Origin of the sequence: Granulicella sp. 5B5 (assembly GCF_014083945.1) — a bacterium.
Lineage (GTDB): Bacteria > Acidobacteriota > Terriglobia > Terriglobales > Acidobacteriaceae > Granulicella.
This window is the reverse complement of sequence record NZ_CP046444.1, coordinates 2,448,856-2,469,512: the sequence shown is the minus strand read 5'-3', so window position 1 is coordinate 2,469,512 and position 20,657 is coordinate 2,448,856. Positions and strand designations below refer to the sequence as shown.

Genomic DNA, 20,657 nt, shown 5'->3' with positions numbered 1-20,657 from the left:
CAACTCGACTGCTAACTGGACCGCGCTGGATGGATCACACGCAGTCCCAGGTGCTCCTCAAAGGGATCGTAGTCACGATCGTGGTGCAACAGCACGTGCCCTTCGCGAATACAGTAGGTTGCGATCAGGCAGTCGATTGTCTTGCGAACCGTGATCCCGCGCTTTCTCAAGAATCTAAAGTTGTCCGACGCAGCCAGCGCAAGCTCTGCTCCGCCCGTCGAGTGAACGCCAAATTTCAAGAGCATCCGACGCGCCTCTCGATGAAGCGTGTCAAGCCGTAGCCCTTGTAGCACCTCGCATAGAGTCAGGTCGGTCAGGCTGAGGTTGGGATCGCCGAGGTTCTGTTTCATCCACTCGGTGTGCTCATTGTTGGTTCCTCGCAGCAAATCGACCCAGACCGTCGTTTCGACGATGGTCACGCGGCCTTCTTTCGGGTTCCTCGCTTCGTTCCACGTTCTGCCGGACGCGGCAGAGCGGCGTCCTCATCCCAGGTCAGCGAAGACCCGTTCCATTTGTCGCTAGTACGCATCGCTTTGTAGTCATAATCGGCGTCCAACTCGAGCTTGCCGAACAGCTTCCGTATTTCCTGCTGGGCGTGGCTCTTCACCAGCAGCGCCAGTCCGGCCTCCACCGCCGCCTTTTTGGTCTTCGCGCCGCTTTCCTTCATCGCTTGCTTCATCAACTTGTCATCAATGTCGATATTTGTCCGCATCGCAGCCTCGTGTGTAAGAATCTCATATTCGATGTGTATAGGTAAATCTGAATGAGTGAAGCCGCCTTCAACGAACTCGACCCGGAACTGATCGCCGCGCCCGCTGAAGCCGCACCCGTGCCGGTGCCGGCTGTGGAGCAACTCTCCATGGCCGAGGTGCTGCGCGTGCCCACGCTGCGCCGCCTTTGGTACGCGCAGATCGTCAGCGTCTTCGGCGACTTCCTCGCGCTCTTCGCGGTGATCGACATCATCACCTTCCAACTGCACGCGACGCCGCAGCAGGTCACCGGGCTCAACGTCGCCTATCTGCTGCCCATCGCTGTGCTGGGCGTCATCTCCGGCGTCTTCGTCGACCGCTGGCCGCTCAAGCTGACCATGGTCGGTAGCGATTTCACCCGCGCTGCGCTCTGCCTGCTGCTCTTCTTTGTGCACAGCATCTGGGGCTTCTACGCGGTGATGGCCGCCATCAGCATCTTCTCCAGCTTCTTCTCGCCCGCGCAGGGCGTGGCGATCCGCTCGGCCGTGCCCTTCCACGGGCTGCGTTCCGCCAACGCATTGATGCAGCAGGTCATGTTCATCATGCGCATCATCGGCGGACCCATCGCCATCATCATCGTCAATACCTTCAAGGCACGCGCCTGCTATGGCTTGGACGCCGTTAGCTTCCTCGCCTCCGGCTCGCTGATCGCCTCGCTCACGCTGATCGTACCGCGCAACCCGCATACCGAAGCCGCCGCCGAAATCCAGAAGACCTCGCAGGCCTCGGCCATCGGCCGCATCTTTATGGACATGAAGGTCGGCGGCAGCTTCATCCTGCACCACGCCGCACTGCTCTTCGTCATCGTTGCGCTGGCTGCGGGCATGTTCGTGCTCGGCTGCTTCGGCCCGCTCATCGCCGTCTATGTGCGCGATACCCTGCACGCCCCTTCCACCATCTTCGCCGTCACCAGCGCGGCCATCGGCATCGGCCTGCTCGGCGGCGTCAACATCCTGAACGTCTTCGCCAAGCGCATCCCCAACACCACGCAGGTCTACCTGGGCCTCGGCGGAATCGCGCTCGGCACAGCGTTGCTGGCCGCCGCGCCGCTGGCTGCGATCACGCTGCCGCTGCTGCACACCACTGTGCCGGTCATCATCACGGTCTTTGGATGCTTCCTCATCGGCTTCGCCTGCGCCGGCATCATCGTGCCTTCGCAGACCCTGATCCAAGAGGAGACACCCGCCGAACTGATGGGCCGCGTCGGCTCAACGACGATGTCCGCCGTCTTCGGCGCACAGATCCTCGGCCTGCTGCTCTCCGGAATCCTCGCAGACCACACCAGCGTGCGCAGCGTCTTCGCCATCTGCACCGCGATGCTCGCCGTCCTCATCGTCGCCGGCAAACTCTGGATGGAGCCCGAAGACCACCCGGCCCTCGCTTAAGGTTACGGTTTGGAGTACGACCGCACCAGTGCCACCATGTTCCACAGCACCGCCGGCGGCGCGCGGCCCTCCTCGCCGGACATGCTGCCGCGCCCCTTCAGGATGATGTAGTACAGCTCCCCGTCCGTCATCCCCTTCAACGATGCGGGATCGGTCCAGTCCTTCAGCGTCAGGTTCATCTGCTTCGCCAGGTCGGTCTTGCCGTTGCCGTTGTCCCCATGGCACATGGCGCAGTCGTACCCATAGATCTTCTTCGCATGGGCCAGCGACTCCGGTGTGACCTTCACCGGGCTCACCATCGCCGCGGCTTCAGGTGGAATCGGTGCGGGTGCGGGGCTCTGTGCGGGAGCAGGGCCGGCCGTTGGCGCTTGCAGCGCGGCCCCCATCAGCAGAAAAGCGGACAGCGTCGAGACACACAGCAGTGGTCTCCACATGGCAGTCTCCTGTCGAGCAGCGCATCGACCGCTTGCCAGATTCAGCGCGCACGCCTGCTCGTTCGGTATGTCAGCGTGCCACCATACGCCTCAACCCGCTATATCCGCCATCATTTTTATCGGACCATCTGGTGCAGCGCCTCGTGCGCCGCCTTCAGCACGAGGTTGACCTCGTGCTCGCCGTGCGCCGCGCTCACAAACGCCGCCTCAAACTGGCTCGGCGGCAGCCACACACCGCGCTCCAACATGCCGCGATGGAACGCCGCAAACTCCTCCGTGTTCGACTTCGCCGCGCTGGCAAAGTCCGTCACCGGCTCCGGTGTGAAGAACCACGTGAACATGCTGCCCACGCGGTTGATCGTCATGCCAACCCCCAGCTCGGCCGCGAGCTTCCCCACTCCGTCGGCAATCGCCGCTGTCGTTTGTTCCAGTTTGGGATAGATCGTATCTCGCTCTGCCAGCAACGCCTTCAGGGTTGCGATTCCTGCGGCCATCGCCAGCGGGTTCCCGCTCAACGTACCGGCCTGATACACCGGCCCCAGCGGCGCGAGGTGGTCCATGATCTCCTTGCGCCCGCCAAACACACCCACCGGCAGCCCGCCGCCGACGATCTTGCCCAGCGTCGTCAGGTCGGGGGCGTTCTCGCCGCTCGTAAAGCCGTACAGCTCCTGCGCTCCGCCCGGAGCCAGCCGGAATCCCGTCATCACCTCGTCGAAGATCAGCAGCGCGCCATACTTCTTCGTGATTGCGCGCAACCCTGCCAGATAGCCAGGCCCGGGCGCAATCGTGCCGGCATTGCCGACGACGGGCTCAAGAATCACGCAGGCAATCTCCGCAGGCCGCGCCTCAAATGCCGCTTCCACCACGGCCAGATCGTTGTACGGCAAGGCGATCGTATGCTTCACCGTCTCCTCCGGCACGCCCGCCGAGCCCGGTATGCCGAACGTCGCCACACCGCTGCCTGCCTTCACCAGCAGCGCGTCCGAGTGGCCGTGATAGCAGCCCTCAAATTTGATAAAAAACGGCCTGCCCGTAAATCCGCGTGCCAGCCGGATCGCGCTCATGCACGCCTCGGTGCCGGAGCTGACGAATCGCAGCTTCTCAATGGACGGAAAACACTGCGTTACCAGCTCGGCCAGGTCGGCCTCCGCCGCCGTGCTGGCGCCAAACGAAGCGCTCTTCGCCGCTGCCGCCTGGATCGCCTCCACCACCGGCGGGTACGCGTGACCCAGCAGCATCGGTCCCCAGCTGCCGAACATATCCACAAAACGATTCCCGTCCGCGTCGATCAGGTACGCACCCGTCGCGCTTTCCACAAACGGCGGATGCCCGCCCACCGCGCGAAATGCACGCACCGGCGAGTCCACACCACCCGGCAAATATCTCTCAGCCCGGCTCTGCAGGGCATCCGAACGCGAAAACGAAAGCTTCATACTTTCCAGTATAGGAGTCGCTGATACACTGACCCCATCACGCCTTTTGTTTCGCTTTTTCCGGTCCGATACACACATAACCAGAACTTCAACTTCGATTCCGTCATCGCTTGAGGACGCGGCCCCCGCCACGCCCTCTCCGGTTCTTGCACCACTCCCTCGAGGCTTTTACCGTGAAACACCCCTCAGAGAACGGCGCTCTCTCCACCCCGGCCCGTGCCATCGAGCACGAGGACCACGGGTTGATGCCGACTGACCCGCGCCTGCTCGCCAACGACCGCATTAAAGGCCTCGCCCGCCGCACTTTCAACAAGCATGTACTCTCCGAGATCGGCGGCTTCAGCGGCCTATTTCAGCTCGACGCCGAGCGCTTCCCCGACCCCGTCCTCGTCTCCTCGACCGACGGTGTCGGCAGCAAGCTGCAGCTCGCCGCACAGCTCGGCCTCCACGCCTCCATCGGCGCGGACCTCGTCAACCACTGCGTCAACGATATCGCCGTGCAGGGCGCCACGCCTCTCTTTTTCCTCGACTACTTCGCCACCGGCCGGCTTGACCCCGAGGTCATTCAGCAGATCATCTCCGGCCTGGTGGACGCCTGCCGCGCCAACGGCTGCGCGCTGCTGGGCGGCGAGACCGCCGAGACCCCTTCGCTCTACGGCCCGGACGATTACGAACTCGCCGGCTTCATCACCGGCGTCGTCAGCCGCCCGCGGCTGCTCACCGGCTCGGCCATTGCGGAGGGCGACTGCCTCGTCGGCCTACCCTCCAACGGCCTGCACACCAACGGCTACCGCCTCGCGCAGAAGCTCCTCTTCGACATCGCCGGCTACGCGCCCACGCAGTATGTGAACGAGCTCGGCGACAAGGTGGCGGCGGCGCTCATGCGCCCGCACCGCAGCTACCTCGCGCCCATCCGCAAGCTCATCCAGGCCGAGGTCGTCAGCGGTTTCGCGCACATCACCGGCGGCGGCATCACGGAGAACCTCCCACGCATCTTCCCCCGCGGCCTCGCCCCGCACGTCGACGGCTCCACCTGGGACGCACCTCCGCTGTTCGCGCATCTGCAGCAGCTCGGCGGGCTCTCCCGCGACGAGATGCTCGGCCACTTCAACATGGGCATCGGCATGGTCGCAGTGGTGCCGGCGCCGCTCCTCAAGAAGGCGCGCATGGTGCTCACCCGCATGAACGAGCGCTCCATCGTGATGGGCCGCGTGGTCCGCAAACCCAGCGCGAAGGTCGTCTACAGCTAAGGGAAGAGGCGTTCTCGCTACGGCTGCAGCCGCGCCACCAGCGGATACGTGTACACCAGCAACGCTCCTAGCACGATCACCAGCGACTGAAAGTAGACGAACGACTTCAGGTCGCCCGTCTCCGGCTGGTCGCGCGTAAACACCTTCCATAGCAGAGTGAGGCCCACCACCAGAAACACCCACTGCACGTTTTCAGTCGAAAGCGTCGGCCCCAGCGTGAGCGCGAAGAACAGCAGGCACGTCCCCGCCACCAGCCCGCGCTGCAGCGCCGACAGCGCAATCACCGCATGCGCGCCATCCAGCCCCAGCAGCGGAATCAGGTTGATCAAGTTCAGCCACGCCGCCGTATACGCCAGCACCAGGAACAGCGGGCTGTGCGTGCCCCAGAAGATCGCAAAGCACACCAGTGCCGACGCCAACCCGAACAACGGCCCGGCCAGCGCAATCGCGGCTAGATCCGGGCGGCTGACGCCCTGCCCATACCAACGCACATAAGCGCCCATCCCGGGCAGAAAGAACGGCATGTCCGCCTTGAGTCCGCGCCGACGCACCGCCACATAGTGCCCCATCTCGTGGATCAGGATGCACAGCGTAAACCCCGCCGCAAACTGGAACCCAAACAGCGCCCAGTAGATCGCGAAGAACGCAAAGAAGCTCAGCAGGAACTTCAGCTTGAAGATCAGGAACAGGAACGACTTGATTTTGAGCAGAAACAGCGCGATCGGCGCAAACGGCCCCAGCCGCTTGGTCCACTTCGCCTTCTGTTCCTCAGCCGCCTTCAGTTGCGCGTCGATCCGCGTCACATGCTGCGCGATCCCCGCTGCCTGCTGCGTCTCCGCTGGCAGCCAGGTCAGCGCGATCTGCCACATCCCTCGCGCCTCGTTCCACTTCTGCTGTTGCTCCAGCTGCTGTGCTTCAAACGCCAGCTGGCTCAGGTACTGCCCATAGATCAGCGCCCGGCAGTCCGGGCACGCCAATGTGCCTTCCGGCAACCAGTGGCTGCACACCGGGCAGTTGTGGATAGCCTGCGGTGGCGCCGGCACATTCGGAATCGCGGATGCACTACTCATGCTCCTTTCATTTTAGTCCTTGCCGCTAAACCGCCGGCTATCGCCATAAACACAAAGGGCACGCTGCGATTGCAGCGTGCCCTTCGTCGTTGCGTGTCTGCTGGTCCTATCCGAACACCGCCTTGGAGACCGTCGTCAGGAGGACGGTGACGACCCACCAGCCCACCACCGAAATGAACCCTGCACTCTTCTTCGTGTTCGCAACGATCGCCAGGCCGATCGACATCAGTATCAGTACCCACACCGTAAACACGTCAAACGAGCTCAAAAGCGTCTTCAGCGGCCCCGGCGTCGAGAAGTAGTAGCCCACGTTCGTGCCCAGCATGTTGTCGAGCGTAAAGTTGTCCGCGGCTACGCCCAGGTACAGCGTCAGCGCAGCCACCAGGCTCTTGATCGCCAGCGGCAGATACGCATAGTTCACCATGCAGAACACTCGCTTGAACTCAGCCTTGCCGCCAAACACAAAGTTGATCGTCGGCCACAGCACGACCGCAACGATCAAAACGATCAGCAACGCAAACAGCGGGCCGCCGAACAGCCCGACCTTGAAACTCAGGATCATCTGCTTGTGCACCGCGGCCAGCGCGACCGGCGTCAGCGTCGCAATCTTGGACTGCAGCGTCGGGCTTGACTGCACCTGGTTGTCCACCAACTGCTCCCAGCCCACCTTCTGCACCACTGCGGACGTCAGCAACACGCCGATCACCAGGCTCAGCACAAACGGCAGCCACCAGCTTGCATCGCGCAGAATGTCCGTAAACGTCTTCGAGGGCGCCATGAACGTGTCTACCACGCGCTCTACCTGCGAAAGCCCCTGCCCGGACTGCACCATCGCTTCATCGCTCATTCCATACACCTCATAACCGCCATCCGGAGATGACGGCAGTGTATCGCCTGCACGCGAATGCTGTGAAAACTTTTCTTTGTGCCCTGCTCCCACCAACGGGGCATGGCGATCGCGCCGCCACTCCCCGCGCGCCGCTACTCTCTGCGCCGCTATTCTCCGCGCATAGCCCGGCCCAGCGCCGTCAGCACATGCGTCAGGTAAGATAACCCCCTGCGCGCATCCTTCGACGTGCCGCGCTTGAAGAGCTGCCACAAGCTCGGCGGCTCCTTCTCCTGCTTGTGCTGCCGCGCGGCCCCTTCCATTGCCTGCGCCAGCCGTTGCAGCATGTCAGGGTCCACCGACCCGAGCAGACGCGCACCTGCCATCGCATTGCGGATCGCCGCCACCGACTCCGGCAGGTTCGCCGCCTCGGCCAGCTTGCCCGCAATCACATCCTTGCCCCCGATCAGCCCTTTCGCCAGATCGAGCATCCCCTTGTCGTGCGCGACCTGCAGAAGGTCCCACGCCGCCAGCAACGCCTGGCCATGTTCCGCGGGCGCGGCCTCCACTCTCTCTATCAACTCCGCATGCGGATCATGCGGCTTCGGCCTGAACGTAATCGGATGCGCCATCTCTGCCTCTTTCTACTCCCTATTCCCTATTCCCTGCCTTACACCGGCTTCATCGTCTCAATCTGCACCAGCCGGTCCTTCTTCATCGACCCCGGCACGTGATAGTCGGCGCGCGCCCGCTTGAGCTCCACCTCTACGCCCATCGTAGGCGTGCGTGTGCCGTTGCGGAAGTTCCTCCGCAGCAGCGGGTTCGTGCCGCGCTCTTCCAGCACCGTCAGCTTTACGCTCAGCTCCTTGTACGCCGGCGTGTGCGTCGTACGGTCCACGTGCGAGCTCGTCAGCCGGTTCACCGGCTCCAGCACAGAGATCATGCCCATATACATCTGCTTGCCCTGCACGCGGTCCGTCACCAGGGTCTTCAAGCGAATCTGCCCGTACGGGCTCTCCAGCCGCACCCAGCTTCCGCTATGCAGCCCGCGCTCCGCGGCAAGTTCTGGTGACACTTCGACAAAGTTCTCCGGCGTAATCGCATCGATGCCTGGCACACGGAGCGTCATGTTGCCCTGTTCAAAGTGCTCCAGCAACCGCCCGTTGTTCAGGTGCAGGTCGTACGTCTCGTTCGTCTCTTCGCTTGGCGGCACATACTCCAGCGGCCAGAACGTCGCCTTGCCGCCGGGCAGCGCGAACTTCTCTGTGTACAGCAGCGGCGTGTCCGTACCATCCGCCGCCACCGGCCATTGCAGTGTCTTGTAGCCCTCTAATCTCTCGTACGAAACCCCCGCAAAGTGCGGCGTCAGCTTCGCCACCTCATCCATCACCTCGCTCGGGTGCGAGTAGTTCCAACCGCCCGCGCCGCCCAGCTTCTGCGCGATCAACTGAATGATCTCCCAGTCCGGCTTCGACTCGCCCAGCGGCTCCCACACCTTGTACAGCCGCTGAATTCTGCGCTCCGTATTCACAAACGTGCCGTCCTTCTCCAGCGACGGCGACGCCGGCAGCACCAGGTCGGCATAACGGCACGTCTCGCTGAAGAAGATGTCCTGCACCACAAAAAAGTCCAGCATCCCGAACGCCTCGGCCACCTCCGTCGCGTTCGCGTCGCTGGTGATCGTATCCTCGCCCTTGATGTACATCGACTTCAGCTTGCCCTCCAGCGCGGCATGAATCATCTGCCGGTTGTCGAGCCCCGTCGTCGTCGGCAGCGTCACACCCCACGCCGCCTCAAACTTGCCGCGGATCGACGGGTCATCCACCTTTTGATAGCCCGAGAAGATATCCGGCATGGAACCGAAATCTGAAGCCCCCTGCACGTTGTTGTGCCCGCGCAGCGGATACCCGCCCGTGCCGTGCTTCATAAAGTTCCCCGTCGCCAGCAGGAAGTTACAGATTGCGGTCGATGTATCCGAGCCGCCGCAGTGCTGCGTCACCCCCATCGCCCAGCACACGCATACCTTCTTACCCGCGATCATGTCCGCGAGCTCCTTCAGCGTCGCCACAGGAATCCCCGTCACCGCCTCCGCATGCTCCAGCGTGTAGCCTTCAAGCGACTTCAAAAATTCCGGCCACTTGTCCACCCACTTGTCGATGAACGCCTGGTCATGCCTGTTCGTGTCGATCAGATACTTCGTCACCGCCTGCAGCCATACCTCATCGGTCGAAGGGTTCGGACGGATGAACAAGTCAGCCCGCTCTGCCATCTCGTTCTTGCGTAGGTCGCTCACAATCAGCTTCAGCCCGCGGTGCTTATGGCTGCGCTTGATGCGTGTTGCCAGCACCGGATGGCTCTCCGCCGTATTTGCGCCGACGATAATCACCACATCCGCGACCTCCAGGTCCGCAATCGAACCCGAGTCGCCGCCGATGCCCACCGTGCGGCTCAGCCCCTTGCTCGCCGGCGTCTGACAGTAGCGGCTGCAGTTGTCCACGTTGTTTGTGCCGATCACAGCGCGCGCCAGCTTCTGCATCAGGTAGCTCTCTTCGTTCGTGCACTTCGACGAGGCGATAAACGCCAGCGCATCCGGCCCATGCTCGTTCCTGATCTTCGTAAAGTTATCCGCGACGATCTGCAGCGCCTCGTCCCACTCAATCTCGACGAACGTCTCCTCCACCACGCCGGTCACGCCCATCTGCTTCACACGCTTCAGCGGCTTCGTCAACCTGTCCGGCGAGTTCGCAAAGTCCCACCCAAACTTCCCCTTCACGCATGTCGAAATGCCGTTCACCGCGCCTTCACTCGGCTCAATCTTCAGGATCTCGCGTGCCCCCTCGTCCTTCATCGTCCACACATCGAAGCTGCAACCCACGCCGCAGTAGGTGCACACGGTCTTCGTCTTCTTGATGCGCTCCTCGCGCATGTGCGACTCCACCTCGCTCAGCGCAAGGATCGGCGGATACCCCGTGCTCGGCTCCACGTTCTTCACCAGGTCAATCATCGTCTCCAGCACGTTGTCCGGCGTGTCCGTCAGATACCCGGCCCTGCCCAGCATCGACTTCTCCATCAGCGCGTTGCACGGACACACCGTCACGCAGTGCCCGCAGCTCACGCAGCTCGACCCGTCGATCTTCTCGCCCCCATCCCACAACACCCGCGGAATCTCGCGGTCCCACGCGATCGTCAGCGTCTCATTCACCTGCACGTTCTGGCACGCTTCCACACATCTTCCACACAAAATGCACTGACCGGGGTCATAGCGATAGAACGGGTTCGACATGTCCTTCGGATAGCCCTTGTCACGAAATGGCCGCGCGTTGTGCTTCACCGCGAGCTCTGCCGTTGTGTTGTGCACCGTGCAGTTGCCGTTGTTGTTGTCGCACACGGTGCAGTACAGCATGTGGTTCTCCAGTAACCGGTCGAACGCGTCGCGCTGGGCAATGTCCGCCAGCTCACTCCCTGCAGCGAGCCCCGTCAGCACCTTTTCGCCGCCGACCACCTTCGCCTCGCAGCTCCGCACCAGCTGCCCACCAATCTCAACCATGCACGTATCGCACGAGCCGATCGCTCCCATCGCCGGAAGGTAACAAACCTGCGGCACCTTGTCCGCTCCACGAAACTCCGCCGCCCGGTTCAGCGCCGAGATCAGCGGCTCGCCCACCTGCGCAGCCACAGCAGCGCCGTCGACGGTAATGGTGGTGTCAGCAACAAACGCAACGGGCCAGTTCATCAACGGTTTCGAATTCGCCATAATGCCTAGGATGCTACGCCGTCCGCGTTCGTTACGGAAGACTCCTTCGAACAGCTCGTTTATCGCGCCAAAAGAATTCCCGATTACCGACCTGCGCTCGACTCCCCCATCGCCTGCTCTGCCACACGCAACCCGCTCCGGATTGCTGCATGCACCGTGCCCCAGTGCCCCGTCACATCCGTATGCTCGCCCGCAAAGTACAGCGTCCCGCGCTCGCTCCACGCCATCGCCGCCGGGACATCCATCGCACCCGCCGGCACATAGCTATACGCGCCCGCCGAGAACGCATCTCCGCTCCAGTCATGCACATAGCACGCCAACAACGCCGCCTGAACCGCCCCCAACTCCACTCCAAACGCCTCCGCCAGCGCCGCACAACCAATCATGCCGAGCTCCCCCGCACTCTTCTCTCGCAACGTCTCAGAGCGCGGTCCACCCACCCATCCTGTCAGCCGCGGCAATTCGTTCTCCTCCGCGTGTGAGGTCCACCACACCGGCGGCATCCGCTGCGGCGTAAACACAAAATTCATCTTCGCCAGCGTCCCTTCTTCCAGCCCGTTCTCATCCGCCGTGTGCTGCCACCAAGGCTCACGAAACACTAGCGTGAACCGTACCGCCTCACCCATCGCCATCCGCTTCGCCTCAGCGATCGCCGCGGGCTCCGGCTCCATCGTCACGCCACCGGCGTTCACACGCTGCAACACACTCAGCGGCAGCGTCACAACACACTTCGCCGCGCGCAGCTTTACGCAGACTGCGCCCTGCGAACTCTCGACAACCACCTCGCCCTCGCGCCACCGTACTGCCGTCACTTCATGCCGCAGCCGCACCTCACCACCCAGCGCCTTCACCTCCGCCGCCAGGTACTCCGCCAGTTGCTGATACCCGCCCACCACATGCCACGACCGGTCGCCCTCGCTGGCATCCTCCGCCGCCTGCTGCGCACCGAGCCCCTTCACCCCGATCACTCGCGCATCCGCCGCATTGAACCCCTCCACATAGCTCGTCGCCATGGCGAGCTCCCACGGCTCCATCGCCGTCGTCTTCGCCCACTCCGCGAACGGCATGTCCTCACCGGCATAGGTCTTCAGTGTCTCCAGAGGCTCAAACATCGCCTCGCTCTCGCCGTCATCGACCGCCAGCCCACCCGGAGAATCCTCACGCAGCATCGGCCCCTCGCGCTCCACCGTGCGCAAGCCAGCCTCTTCAATCAGGGTCCACAGCTCCGGCGCGCGACCATGCACAAATTCCGCACCCAGCTCCGCCACGCCGCCGTCGGCCGTCTTCACAGACAGTACGCGTCCACCGACACGCTCACGGGCCTCCACCACGCACACCTTCAGCCCACGCTGCCTGAGCGCCCGCGCCGCCACCAGTCCCGCCATCCCCGCGCCAACCACCACCACATCAAACGCATCACCCATATCGCATTCGATGCAAGCGCCTGGGCTTTTGCTTTTGCCTGTTCTACATTGCGCAACTTTCTTTAAAACCTTCGCGTACTCTGCGTGAAGGCCTTTGCTCTTCTCTACTCTCTACCCACTACTGTCTGCGCCTCCAGGCGCCATACTCCTCCAGCGCCTTCTCCTCGCCACCCGAGTACCACGCATACCCATTCCGCCGCTCCAGCGAGATCTCCATCACATCGTCATGGATCGACTTATCGCGGTCCCCAAAGATCGGCTTGCCCGTTGTCAACGAGTAGTACCGCGCCCACAGCGGCCCTGCGCCATCTTTCTTCTCCAGATGCCGCCCACCCGGAGTATTGCGCCCGCCGACAAACTCATACCCCATAATCTTGTGCGCCTCGAACCACGCCGCCGCGGCATCCACCGACCGCACAACCGCACGCGAAGGATGATCCAGGCTCATCAGGTACGCCATCGCATCCGCGCTCTCGCCGGAGCTAAGCGCAGGCATCTCATAGTTCCGCGCCGAGCACGCCTCCAGCGTCAATGGATCGTACTGCTGCGCCCACACCGCCAGCACCGTCCCTTTGCCCTCCATCGAAGGAACCCGAATCTGCGCCCGCAGCACCAGCGCCAGCCCCTTCGCTACCGCGGCCCGCGCCCGCGCCCCCAACGCCGCTGGCACAAACGTATAGTCCTCCGTGCTAGCCTCTGGCAGTTCCATCTTTTGTCCGCCAGGATAAGTCCTCAGCCTCGCAAACTGGATCTCCTCTTCGCTCGGAGCCGTCACCACCTTCACCCCATCGGCCACCTTCGTCAGCGTCTCCAACGACTCAATCACCGCACCATCATTGAACGTGATCGCGTCATGGTAGCCACCCTCCAGCGGCCACACCTGAGGCCAGCCACCATTCGGATACTGCGACCGCAACAGGTACTCATACCCCCGCAGCGCCGCCGCGCGATACTTGTCGCCCTCATGCCCCGGCCACGCCGCCGACATCTCCGCCAGAAACCGCAGCTCCGTGTTCGTCGCATCGTTATCCAGTGTGCCCACATAGTGCCAGTTCGGGTCCTTCGGCTGGTCAAAGTCTCCGGGCTGCTCCGCCACCGGCGCCAGGTTCCCTGTCGTATAGCTCTGCCCCTTCAGCCGAGGCTCATCCATCGCCAGGTTCTTCGACCACCCACCCGCCGGCGTCTGGAACGACACGATGATGTCCCCCGTCCGCCGCGCCTCGTCGCTCTTATAAAACGCATCCCCACCCTGCAGCCGCATCGCACGTCCGGAAAACCCCTGCTTCGGCAGCCCCGGAACCTCCACCATTCCCACCCTCTCCTTCGCCAGCGCCGCCTTATCGGCCGCCATCTGCTCCGCCGACCGATGCAGATACTCGATCCACGCCCGCTGCTCGCCCTTCGTCACCTCGGCCCGAATCCGTGCCTCCGTCAGCGGCACAACTGGCACATTCTTCCCCACCACCACCGCACCCATCGAAAGGAAGCCCGGCACCAGAACCACCGCCAACGAAAGCATCAACGCGCGCATAGCCAACCATCCTACCTGTTCAGACAGGACTTTTGGCTGTCTCCATCCCACTCATCGGAACGTCCCCGTCCTCTCAAGGGAAACGTGCCCGCACCAGCGTCAGCGCCTCATCCCGGGTCGTCACCGCGCCCTCCAACTGAGCATCCTCGGCCAGAGTCAGCATCTCCTTGAACCCCGGCCCCGGCTTGTACCCCGCGGCGATCAGGTCCGCTCCGGTCAGCAGTAGCTTCGGCCGGATCGCCTCTTCGCCCAGTTCGTCGAGCTTGCTTTTGGCGAACTCATACAGCTCCAGGTTCTTATTCGAGCTCAGCACATCCGCGCGATGCAGCGCCAGGTGCTCCGCAAACTTCGGCAGCCGCAGAAACCGCTTCAGCGTCGACTGCTTCATCTTCATCACGTCGCCAAACTGCATGTGGTGCTGCACCAGCGCGAGAATCTGATCGCACTCCTCATTGCTGAACCGCAGCCGGTTCAGGATCGTCCGCGCGACGGCAACGCCAACCTCGACATGCCCGTTGAACCGGATGCGATCATGCGGCTTCTTCGGGTCCGGCGCGGTAAACGTCGCCGGCTTACCGACATCATGCAACAGCATCCCCCACGCAAGTGTGGGACTGACTCCGGAGGGAGAAGTGGGCTTCAGCCCACTGTCCTCGCCCTCGGAAAGATCGGGCTTTAGCCCCGGTTCATCGGCCCGCAGATGCTCCAGCAGCAGCATCGTGTGCACCCAGACATCGCCCTCCGGATGGTACTGCGGAGGCTGCTCCACACCCTTCAGCTTCACGATCTCCGGCAAAATCTGCCGCAGCAGCCCGCACTCGTCCAGCAGCTCAAACCCGCGCCGCGCATGGCCTTCGGTCAGGATCTTCGTCAGCTCATCGCGAACACGCTCAGCAGACACAACATGAATCTCTCCAGCCTGCGCCTGGATGGCATGCAGCGTCCGCGGCTCAATCTCGAACCCCAGCCGTGCCGCAAACCGCACCGCACGCAGCATCCGCAGCTTGTCCTCGGCGAAGCGCAGCTTCGGCTCGCCAATCGCCCGCACCAACCCCTCATCCAAATCGCTGCGCCCGCCCACGTAATCCAGCACACAGGTCTCGAGTGGGTCTCCACTCTCATACGCGACCGCATCCAGCAGCAGCCCGTTGATGGTGAAGTCGCGCCTCAGCACATCCTCACGCGGGTCCATCGAAAATCGCACGGCATCCGGCCTGCGCCCATCCGAGTACGCACCATCATGCCGAAACGTCGCTACCTCGGTCGCAACTCGCACATCATCTACCTTCTCGATCACCAGCACCACACCAAAGTGCGCCCCCACAGCCTCCGTCCGAGGAAACGCCGCCATCACCCGCTCCGGCGTCGCATCCGTCGCCACGTCAAAATCCTGCGGCACAACACCCAGCAGCATGTCGCGCACACACCCACCGGCAAAGTAAGCAGCATGCCCCAACTCCCGCAGCCGCATCGCCACATGCAGCGCCGCCTCATATCGTGGATCGCTCAACCTCGCCATCTGCTCTTTACGACTCCCTATTCCCTACTCTCTATTCCCTGCTTCTCTCACTAGTACGATAGACGTTGTGCCTGACACACTCATCCTCGGCATCGAAAGCTCCTGCGACGAGACCTCCGCCTCGGTCCTCCGCAACGGCACCGAGGTCCTCTCGAACGTCGTCGCCAGCCAGCTCATCCACGCCGACTACGGCGGGGTCGTCCCCGAGCTCGCCAGCCGCGAGCACCTCCGCGCCATCGTCCCCATCGTCCGCGAGGCCTTGCAACGCGCCGGCGTCTCCTACGCGGATCTGGCCGCTATCGCCGTCACCGAAGGCCCCGGCCTCGCCGGAGCCCTGCTGGTCGGCATCACCTTCGCCAAGTCCCTCGCCTTCGGACTCAACAAGCCACTCATCGCTGTCAACCATCTCGAAGGCCACATCCACGCCGTCCTGATGGAGACCACCTTCGCCGACGCCTCACCCCTGCTCGCCCTCGTCGTCAGCGGAGGCCACACGCACCTCTACCTTGCCACGCGCGAGCACGATACCTGGCACTATCGCAACGTCGGCAAGACCCTCGACGATGCCGCAGGCGAGGCCTACGACAAGGTCGCCAAACTCCTCGGCCTGCCCTACCCCGGCGGCCCCTGGATGGACGCCCTCGCCGCCCACGGCACCGCCGACACCACGCTCTTTCCCTTCGCGCAGATCAAGCAAAAGGCCACCGGTAACACCGCTCCCAAGCTGGCCCGCGAGTCCACCGAAGCCCGCGAAGACACGCGCTTCGACATGTCCTTCTCCGGCATCAAGACCGCCGTCCGCCGCTACGTCGAGCTCCACCACATGCGCAACCAGATCGCTGCCCGTGAAGCTGCCCTGCGCGAGATGGGCCTACACAAAGCCAAGCCCGACCAAGCCAATATCGCCCGCGCTCTGCCGCACTTCGACGCGCACACCCTCAACCTGATTGCCAGCTTCCAGAACGCCGTCATCAAGAACCTCGCCCGCTCCACCTTCCAGGCAGCCGAGCACTACGGCGCGTGCGGTATCCTGGTCAGCGGCGGTGTCGCCGCCAACAGCCATCTGCGTACGATCTTCACCAGCATGGCGAGCGTCGCGAAGCTCCCCATCGCCTTCCCCACGCTGGCGCTCTCCACCGACAACGCCGCGATGATCGCCGCCGCCGCCTGGCCCAAGTTCCTCGCCGGAACCTTCGCCGCCAGCACCCTCGAACCCACTCCGCAGCTCCGCCTCGGCTGACTCAGCTAGAATCGTAAGTAGCGCAAAACCGATAGAAAGCACCCCCTCAAGCGTGGCCCTGGAACTCTTCAACACACTCACTGGAAAGGTCGAGCCGCTCTTTGCCTCCGACGGCAAGGCGCTGCGCTTCTACTGCTGCGGCCCCACCGTCTACGACTACGGCCACATCGGCAACTTCCGCACTTTCCTGCATGTGGATGTGCTGCGCCGCGCCATCAAGCTGCACGACATCGGTGTTCACCACGTCATGAACATCACTGACGTGGACGACAAGATCATCCGCAACGCCGCCGCCGCCGGCAAGCCCATCGGTGAGTACTCATCCAAATACGAGCGCGCCTTCTTCGAGGACATGAATGCGCTCGGCTGCGAGACGCCCGAAGACATCGCCCGCGCCACCGAGCACATCCCCGAGATGGTCGAGCTCATCCAGCGCCTCGCCGCCGAAGACATCGCCTACCAGACCGAGGACGGCAGCTGGTACTTTCGCATCGCCCGCTTCCCCGCCTACGGCCAGCTCTCCGGCAAAGACCTCGAAGGCATCCAGGACGGCGCGCGCATCGACTCCGACGAGTACGAAAAGGACTCCGCCCGCGACTTCGCCCTCTGGAAGTCCGCCAAACCCGGCGAGACCTCGTGGGACACCGCCATCGGCAACGGCCGCCCCGGCTGGCACATCGAGTGCTCCGCCATGGCGCTGCGCTACCTCGGCGACAGCTTCGACCTCCACGCCGGCGGCGAAGACCTCATGTTCCCGCACCACGAGAACGAGATCGCGCAGTCGGAAGCCTGCACCCATGTACAGTTCGCGCGCCACTGGTTCCACGTGCGCTTCCTGCTCGTCGAAGGCAGGAAGATGTCCAAGTCCGAGGGCAACTTCTACACCCTTCGCGACTTGCTGCTGAAGGGCTACCGCGCCTCGGCCATCCGCTTCCTCCTGCTCAGCGTGCCTTACCGCCAGCAGCTCAACTTCACCTTCGAAGGCCTCGCCGCCGAAACCGCCGCCGTCGACCGCCTCCGCACCTTCCAGGCCCGCGTTCGCGATGGCAAGTGGCTCGACACAGCATCCGATCCTGAGCTTGCCACTATCATTCGCAAGTCGGACGAAGGCTTCGTTGCCGCGCTCGCCAACGACCTCAACACTGCAGAAGCCCGCGCTGCAATCTTCGACCTGCTCCGCGCCGTCAACACTTCTGCGGACCAGAACAAGCTCACCCGCGCTGACGCAGAAGCAACGCTCGCCGTACTCGCTAAGTTCGACAGCATCTTTTCCGTACTCGAAGACCACGACGCCGAGCTGACCCGCGCCGCGCTCGCCTGGGCGGAGGCCGAAGGCCGCATGGCCGAGGTCGCACCCGAAGTCCTCGAAGCCTTCGGCAGCAGCAGCCTCTCCGACGCTGCCATCGACGCCCTCGTCGCCGAGCGCACACTGGCCAAGAAGCAGCGCAACTTCGCCCGCGCCGACGCCATCCGCAACGAGCTCCTCGAAAAAGGCATCCTCCTCGAAGACTCCAAAGACGGCGTCCGCTGGAAGCGCAAGTAGCTACTGCCAGTTCGGCCCGATCAGCTCGCGCAGAAACCTCGGCGTAGCCCACTCCGCCTTGCCCGCAAACCGCTTCACCCACGCATCGTCTTCGCCGATCCTCACGCGGTCCGCCGTAAACTCCGGCGAAAGCGCGTTCGCCATCAACGCATAGCTCGCGCCTTTGCGCAGCACCAGCGCCTTCCAGCATCCCGGAGGCACAGCCACCACCGGCCGCTCGCCCTTCGTCAGGTCCATCCCCAGCGTCTGCTTCTCCACGCGCCCATCCGGATGGAAGATGTAGTAGTCCACCGGGCCGCCCTCGATCAGCACATGCGTGTCCGCGGGCTCCAGCCTGTGCAGGTAGTTGATCGGCCGCTCGCGCGTGAGCATGTAGTAGTTCTGGCTCTGCACCGCCAGCGTCTGGCCACTTACAGTCACCGTCTGCGGACTCACCCCAATAATCCCCAGATACCCCGACTCCTTCGGCAGCACCGTCAGCTTCAGCTCGCGGATGATCTCCACCGCCCGCGCATCTGTCCCGACCGGAGCAGGCTCACGCGCCTGCTGCGCCTGCACGGCACACGCCACCAGCAACACCGCACACCAGACTCGCCTCATCTCCGAAGCCTATCAAACAGCACCTACTCCACAGCCTCACCTGCGTTGCCGACAATCTCCGCGGCCAGTTCCTCACTCTTGCTTCTATCTACGCGGCTGTAGATCACCATCGCTACTGCACACACAATCACGGCCATCCCGCCCAGCTCCGCCGGCGCCAGTCGCTCATGCAGAATCACCACACCCAGCATGACCGCGATCACCGGGTTCACAAACGCATAGGTCGCCACCTTCGTCACCGCCACGTTCTGCAGCAGGTAGGTAAACGCCACCAGCCCACACAGCGATCCAAAAATCGAGAGGTACACGATCGACTCCACACCATGCGGCGTCCATACGGCGCGACGATAGCCGCCCGTTGCCAGCGCGAGCAGCGCATTGAACACACCGCCCGCGCCGATCTGCCAGCCTGTCGCGACGAACGTGTCCGCCTTGAAGTGGAACCTCCGGCTCAACACGCTGCCCACGGCAAACGCAAACGCCGCTCCCAGAGTCACCAGTGTGCCAAACCCCACGCGGCTGCCGCTTGCAGCACCCGCGCTGTGCGTCAGCTGCGCATGCAGCGACGGCCACACCAGCACACCAATTCCCATCGTCCCCAGCAGCGTTCCCGCCCAGCCGCGCTTGTTCAGCGCCTCGCCGCCTGTCAGCATCTCCAGCACCGCAATCATGATCGCCACGGTCGAGATCAGCAGCGACGCGAACCCGGTCGGCACCATCTTCTCGCCCCACGTCAGCCCCATGTTGTTGAAGCTCATGAACAGGATGCCCACCAGGATCAGCTTCCAGATCTCATCCTTCGGCACCCACAGGCTCTTGCCGCGCGCCAGCGAGATCACCGCAATCAACCCCGCCGAGATCAGCGAACGCGTCGCCGAAACCACCGGCACCGGCAGCTGCTCGCCTGCCACGTGGATCGCAATATACGTCGAGCCCCAGAACAGATACACGCTGCCGAACGCCAGCAGCACGCGTGTAGATTTTGACATAGCGAAGGGCATCTTTCTCTCTATCCTACGGGAGCAGCCACGGCTCGCTCCGCATCGCGCTCCCTACCTGCGGCTCTAAAGCACAAGCGGCGAGCCGAAGCTCGCCGCTTGTGCGAAGATCACGCTACTTAGTAGCTGAAGAACTCGTTCAGCCCGCGGCGCAGCCGCAGACCGCGCAGGAAGCAGGTCAGCGAGACCGTGAACAGCAGAATGTCCCAGTACAGCATCGGGTGCGCCCAACCGGGCGAGTACGTCGCATCCTGGCCCGCCCACAAAGTCACAATCGTACCCACGATGAATGTCTGAAATCCGATCACCAGGTAGGCCTGGCCGCGGCGGCGGCGCGCATCCAGATGCTCCACCTCAGCGGGGCTCAGATTGCGCTCTTCGGCGGGAATCAATGTGTTCGCCATGCTCGTTCTCTCCTGCTTCAAAACTTTAGGGCTACGCCTTTTTTTACGCGCACTGCAGCGATGCTCCTATTAAAACACAGCCCGGCCATCCGTACCCCCATTGGCCGATACCCGCCCATTAACCCAGCGGCCGCCGCCCAAAAGCCGCCCGCAATCGTTCCGCGCGGTCGGCGCCGTGCTTCACGACGGTGTCCTGCAGCTCCGCCACACTCTGCAGCGACGTCACTTCAAACCGCTTGCGGCACCGGATGTTCTTGCAACCCAGCACATCGTCGCGGCGCACCATGTAGCTCTGCGCCTTGGCGAACCGGGCGCGGTCGCGCTCATCGGCCCCGCGAGGCACCTGTGCCCGCTTGCGCCGCACCAGCCAGCTCACCTGGTACTCACCCTCCTGCCCGCAGTGCGGGCACGTCAGCATGTGGACCTTCTGCTCCGTGCGTTCTTCAAAAAACTCCCGCTCATCCATCTCGGCAAAACCCCTTCCAGACCCAACAAGA

General features: G+C 63.3%; 19 protein-coding genes. 4 read left to right on the top strand and 15 right to left on the bottom strand.

The genetic code is table 11. The features are described from left to right. Positions 1–11 precede the first annotated feature (11 nt). Both GOB94_RS10355 and GOB94_RS10350 read right to left on the bottom strand, forming a co-directional pair. On the bottom strand, positions 12–419 hold the full coding sequence (locus tag GOB94_RS10355; RefSeq protein ID WP_182275851.1) for a PIN domain nuclease: 408 nt from the start codon (positions 417–419) through the stop codon (positions 12–14). Next, positions 416–712, bottom strand: coding sequence for a type II toxin-antitoxin system VapB family antitoxin (locus GOB94_RS10350; protein WP_182275850.1), 297 nt, complete (start codon positions 710–712; stop codon positions 416–418). The genes GOB94_RS10355 and GOB94_RS10350 overlap by 4 nt, the downstream gene beginning before the upstream one ends. 51 nt (positions 713–763) lie before the next feature. On the opposite strand from GOB94_RS10350, the gene GOB94_RS10345 reads away from it, so the two are divergent. Continuing rightward, positions 764–2,134: an MFS transporter gene (locus GOB94_RS10345; RefSeq protein ID WP_182275849.1), complete on the top strand. Its 1,371-nt coding sequence runs from the start codon at positions 764–766 to the stop codon at positions 2,132–2,134. 2 nt (positions 2,135–2,136) lie between these two features. Here GOB94_RS10345 and GOB94_RS10340 read toward each other — a convergent pair whose 3' ends face one another. Then, the gene (locus tag GOB94_RS10340; protein WP_182275848.1) at positions 2,137–2,568 is read right to left on the bottom strand and encodes a cytochrome c; all 432 of its coding nucleotides are present in this window, start codon (positions 2,566–2,568) and stop codon (positions 2,137–2,139) included. A 116-nt stretch (positions 2,569–2,684) separates the two neighbouring features. Beyond that, a complete protein-coding gene (hemL, locus tag GOB94_RS10335; protein ID WP_182275847.1) occupies positions 2,685–4,001 on the bottom strand; it encodes a glutamate-1-semialdehyde 2,1-aminomutase in 1,317 nt (438 codons plus the stop codon). Positions 4,002–4,174: 173 nt separating this feature from the next. Between hemL and purM the strand changes: the two genes are divergently transcribed. Continuing rightward, positions 4,175–5,251, top strand: coding sequence for a phosphoribosylformylglycinamidine cyclo-ligase (gene purM / locus GOB94_RS10330; protein ID WP_346265617.1), 1,077 nt, complete (start codon positions 4,175–4,177; stop codon positions 5,249–5,251). A 17-nt stretch (positions 5,252–5,268) separates the two neighbouring features. Here purM and GOB94_RS10325 read toward each other — a convergent pair whose 3' ends face one another. From GOB94_RS10325 to GOB94_RS10295, 7 genes are all read right to left on the bottom strand, one after another. Then, a complete protein-coding gene (locus GOB94_RS10325) occupies positions 5,269–6,321 on the bottom strand; it encodes a site-2 protease family protein (RefSeq protein WP_182275846.1) in 1,053 nt (350 codons plus the stop codon). A gap of 106 nt (positions 6,322–6,427) precedes the next feature. Then, the gene (locus tag GOB94_RS10320) at positions 6,428–7,168 is read right to left on the bottom strand and encodes a YIP1 family protein (protein ID WP_182275845.1); all 741 of its coding nucleotides are present in this window, start codon (positions 7,166–7,168) and stop codon (positions 6,428–6,430) included. Positions 7,169–7,317: 149 nt separating this feature from the next. Beyond that, positions 7,318–7,779, bottom strand: coding sequence for a DUF1641 domain-containing protein (locus GOB94_RS10315; RefSeq protein ID WP_182275844.1), 462 nt, complete (start codon positions 7,777–7,779; stop codon positions 7,318–7,320). Between the two features lie 38 nt (positions 7,780–7,817). Next, positions 7,818–10,901, bottom strand: coding sequence for a formate dehydrogenase subunit alpha (fdhF, locus tag GOB94_RS10310; protein WP_182275843.1), 3,084 nt, complete (start codon positions 10,899–10,901; stop codon positions 7,818–7,820). Positions 10,902–10,984: 83 nt separating this feature from the next. Then, the gene (locus tag GOB94_RS10305; RefSeq protein ID WP_182275842.1) at positions 10,985–12,325 is read right to left on the bottom strand and encodes an NAD(P)/FAD-dependent oxidoreductase; all 1,341 of its coding nucleotides are present in this window, start codon (positions 12,323–12,325) and stop codon (positions 10,985–10,987) included. 118 nt (positions 12,326–12,443) lie between these two features. Continuing rightward, complete coding sequence (locus tag GOB94_RS10300) at positions 12,444–13,856, bottom strand: pectate lyase (RefSeq protein ID WP_182275841.1); 1,413 nt, start codon at positions 13,854–13,856, stop codon at positions 12,444–12,446. Positions 13,857–13,929: 73 nt separating this feature from the next. Then, the gene (locus GOB94_RS10295) at positions 13,930–15,375 is read right to left on the bottom strand and encodes a CCA tRNA nucleotidyltransferase (RefSeq protein WP_182275840.1); all 1,446 of its coding nucleotides are present in this window, start codon (positions 15,373–15,375) and stop codon (positions 13,930–13,932) included. 67 nt (positions 15,376–15,442) lie between these two features. Between GOB94_RS10295 and tsaD the strand changes: the two genes are divergently transcribed. Together tsaD and cysS are read left to right on the top strand one after the other, a co-directional pair. Then, entirely contained in the window at positions 15,443–16,615 is a 1,173-nt protein-coding gene (gene tsaD / locus GOB94_RS10290) for a tRNA (adenosine(37)-N6)-threonylcarbamoyltransferase complex transferase subunit TsaD (RefSeq protein ID WP_182275839.1), read from the top strand. A gap of 52 nt (positions 16,616–16,667) precedes the next feature. Further along, a complete protein-coding gene (gene cysS, locus GOB94_RS10285; RefSeq protein ID WP_182275838.1) occupies positions 16,668–18,158 on the top strand; it encodes a cysteine--tRNA ligase in 1,491 nt (496 codons plus the stop codon). Here cysS and GOB94_RS10280 read toward each other — a convergent pair whose 3' ends face one another. The 4 genes from GOB94_RS10280 to GOB94_RS10265 form a co-directional block, all read right to left on the bottom strand. Continuing rightward, positions 18,159–18,758, bottom strand: coding sequence for a cupin domain-containing protein (locus GOB94_RS10280; RefSeq protein WP_182275837.1), 600 nt, complete (start codon positions 18,756–18,758; stop codon positions 18,159–18,161). Between the two features lie 23 nt (positions 18,759–18,781). Beyond that, the gene (locus GOB94_RS10275) at positions 18,782–19,747 is read right to left on the bottom strand and encodes an EamA family transporter (RefSeq protein WP_182275836.1); all 966 of its coding nucleotides are present in this window, start codon (positions 19,745–19,747) and stop codon (positions 18,782–18,784) included. Between the two features lie 128 nt (positions 19,748–19,875). Beyond that, positions 19,876–20,160 (bottom strand): hypothetical protein, encoded by a 285-nt coding sequence (locus GOB94_RS10270; protein ID WP_182275835.1) that lies wholly within the window; start codon positions 20,158–20,160, stop codon positions 19,876–19,878. A gap of 118 nt (positions 20,161–20,278) precedes the next feature. Next, positions 20,279–20,626 carry a hypothetical protein gene (locus GOB94_RS10265; RefSeq protein WP_182275834.1) on the bottom strand — a complete coding sequence of 116 codons (348 nt, stop codon included), beginning with the start codon at positions 20,624–20,626 and terminating at the stop codon, positions 20,279–20,281. Positions 20,627–20,657 lie beyond the last annotated feature (31 nt).

What these genes read in the sequence shown, in the direction of transcription:
- GOB94_RS10350 (WP_182275850.1), bottom strand. Translation starts at nt 712, where the DNA reads ATGCGGACAAATATCGACATTGATGACAAGTTGATGAAGCAAGCGATG.
- GOB94_RS10345 (WP_182275849.1), top strand. Translation starts at nt 764, where the DNA reads ATGAGTGAAGCCGCCTTCAACGAACTCGACCCGGAACTGATCGCCGCG.
- GOB94_RS10340 (WP_182275848.1), bottom strand. Translation starts at nt 2,568, where the DNA reads ATGTGGAGACCACTGCTGTGTGTCTCGACGCTGTCCGCTTTTCTGCTG.
- hemL (WP_182275847.1), bottom strand. Translation starts at nt 4,001, where the DNA reads ATGAAGCTTTCGTTTTCGCGTTCGGATGCCCTGCAGAGCCGGGCTGAG.
- GOB94_RS10325 (WP_182275846.1), bottom strand. Translation starts at nt 6,321, where the DNA reads ATGAGTAGTGCATCCGCGATTCCGAATGTGCCGGCGCCACCGCAGGCT.
- GOB94_RS10320 (WP_182275845.1), bottom strand. Translation starts at nt 7,168, where the DNA reads ATGAGCGATGAAGCGATGGTGCAGTCCGGGCAGGGGCTTTCGCAGGTA.
- GOB94_RS10315 (WP_182275844.1), bottom strand. Translation starts at nt 7,779, where the DNA reads ATGGCGCATCCGATTACGTTCAGGCCGAAGCCGCATGATCCGCATGCG.
- fdhF (WP_182275843.1), bottom strand. Translation starts at nt 10,901, where the DNA reads ATGGCGAATTCGAAACCGTTGATGAACTGGCCCGTTGCGTTTGTTGCT.
- GOB94_RS10305 (WP_182275842.1), bottom strand. Translation starts at nt 12,325, where the DNA reads ATGGGTGATGCGTTTGATGTGGTGGTGGTTGGCGCGGGGATGGCGGGA.
- GOB94_RS10300 (WP_182275841.1), bottom strand. Translation starts at nt 13,856, where the DNA reads ATGCGCGCGTTGATGCTTTCGTTGGCGGTGGTTCTGGTGCCGGGCTTC.
- GOB94_RS10295 (WP_182275840.1), bottom strand. Translation starts at nt 15,375, where the DNA reads ATGGCGAGGTTGAGCGATCCACGATATGAGGCGGCGCTGCATGTGGCG.
- GOB94_RS10280 (WP_182275837.1), bottom strand. Translation starts at nt 18,758, where the DNA reads ATGAGGCGAGTCTGGTGTGCGGTGTTGCTGGTGGCGTGTGCCGTGCAG.
- GOB94_RS10275 (WP_182275836.1), bottom strand. Translation starts at nt 19,747, where the DNA reads ATGTCAAAATCTACACGCGTGCTGCTGGCGTTCGGCAGCGTGTATCTG.
- GOB94_RS10270 (WP_182275835.1), bottom strand. Translation starts at nt 20,160, where the DNA reads ATGGCGAACACATTGATTCCCGCCGAAGAGCGCAATCTGAGCCCCGCT.
- GOB94_RS10265 (WP_182275834.1), bottom strand. Translation starts at nt 20,626, where the DNA reads ATGGATGAGCGGGAGTTTTTTGAAGAACGCACGGAGCAGAAGGTCCAC.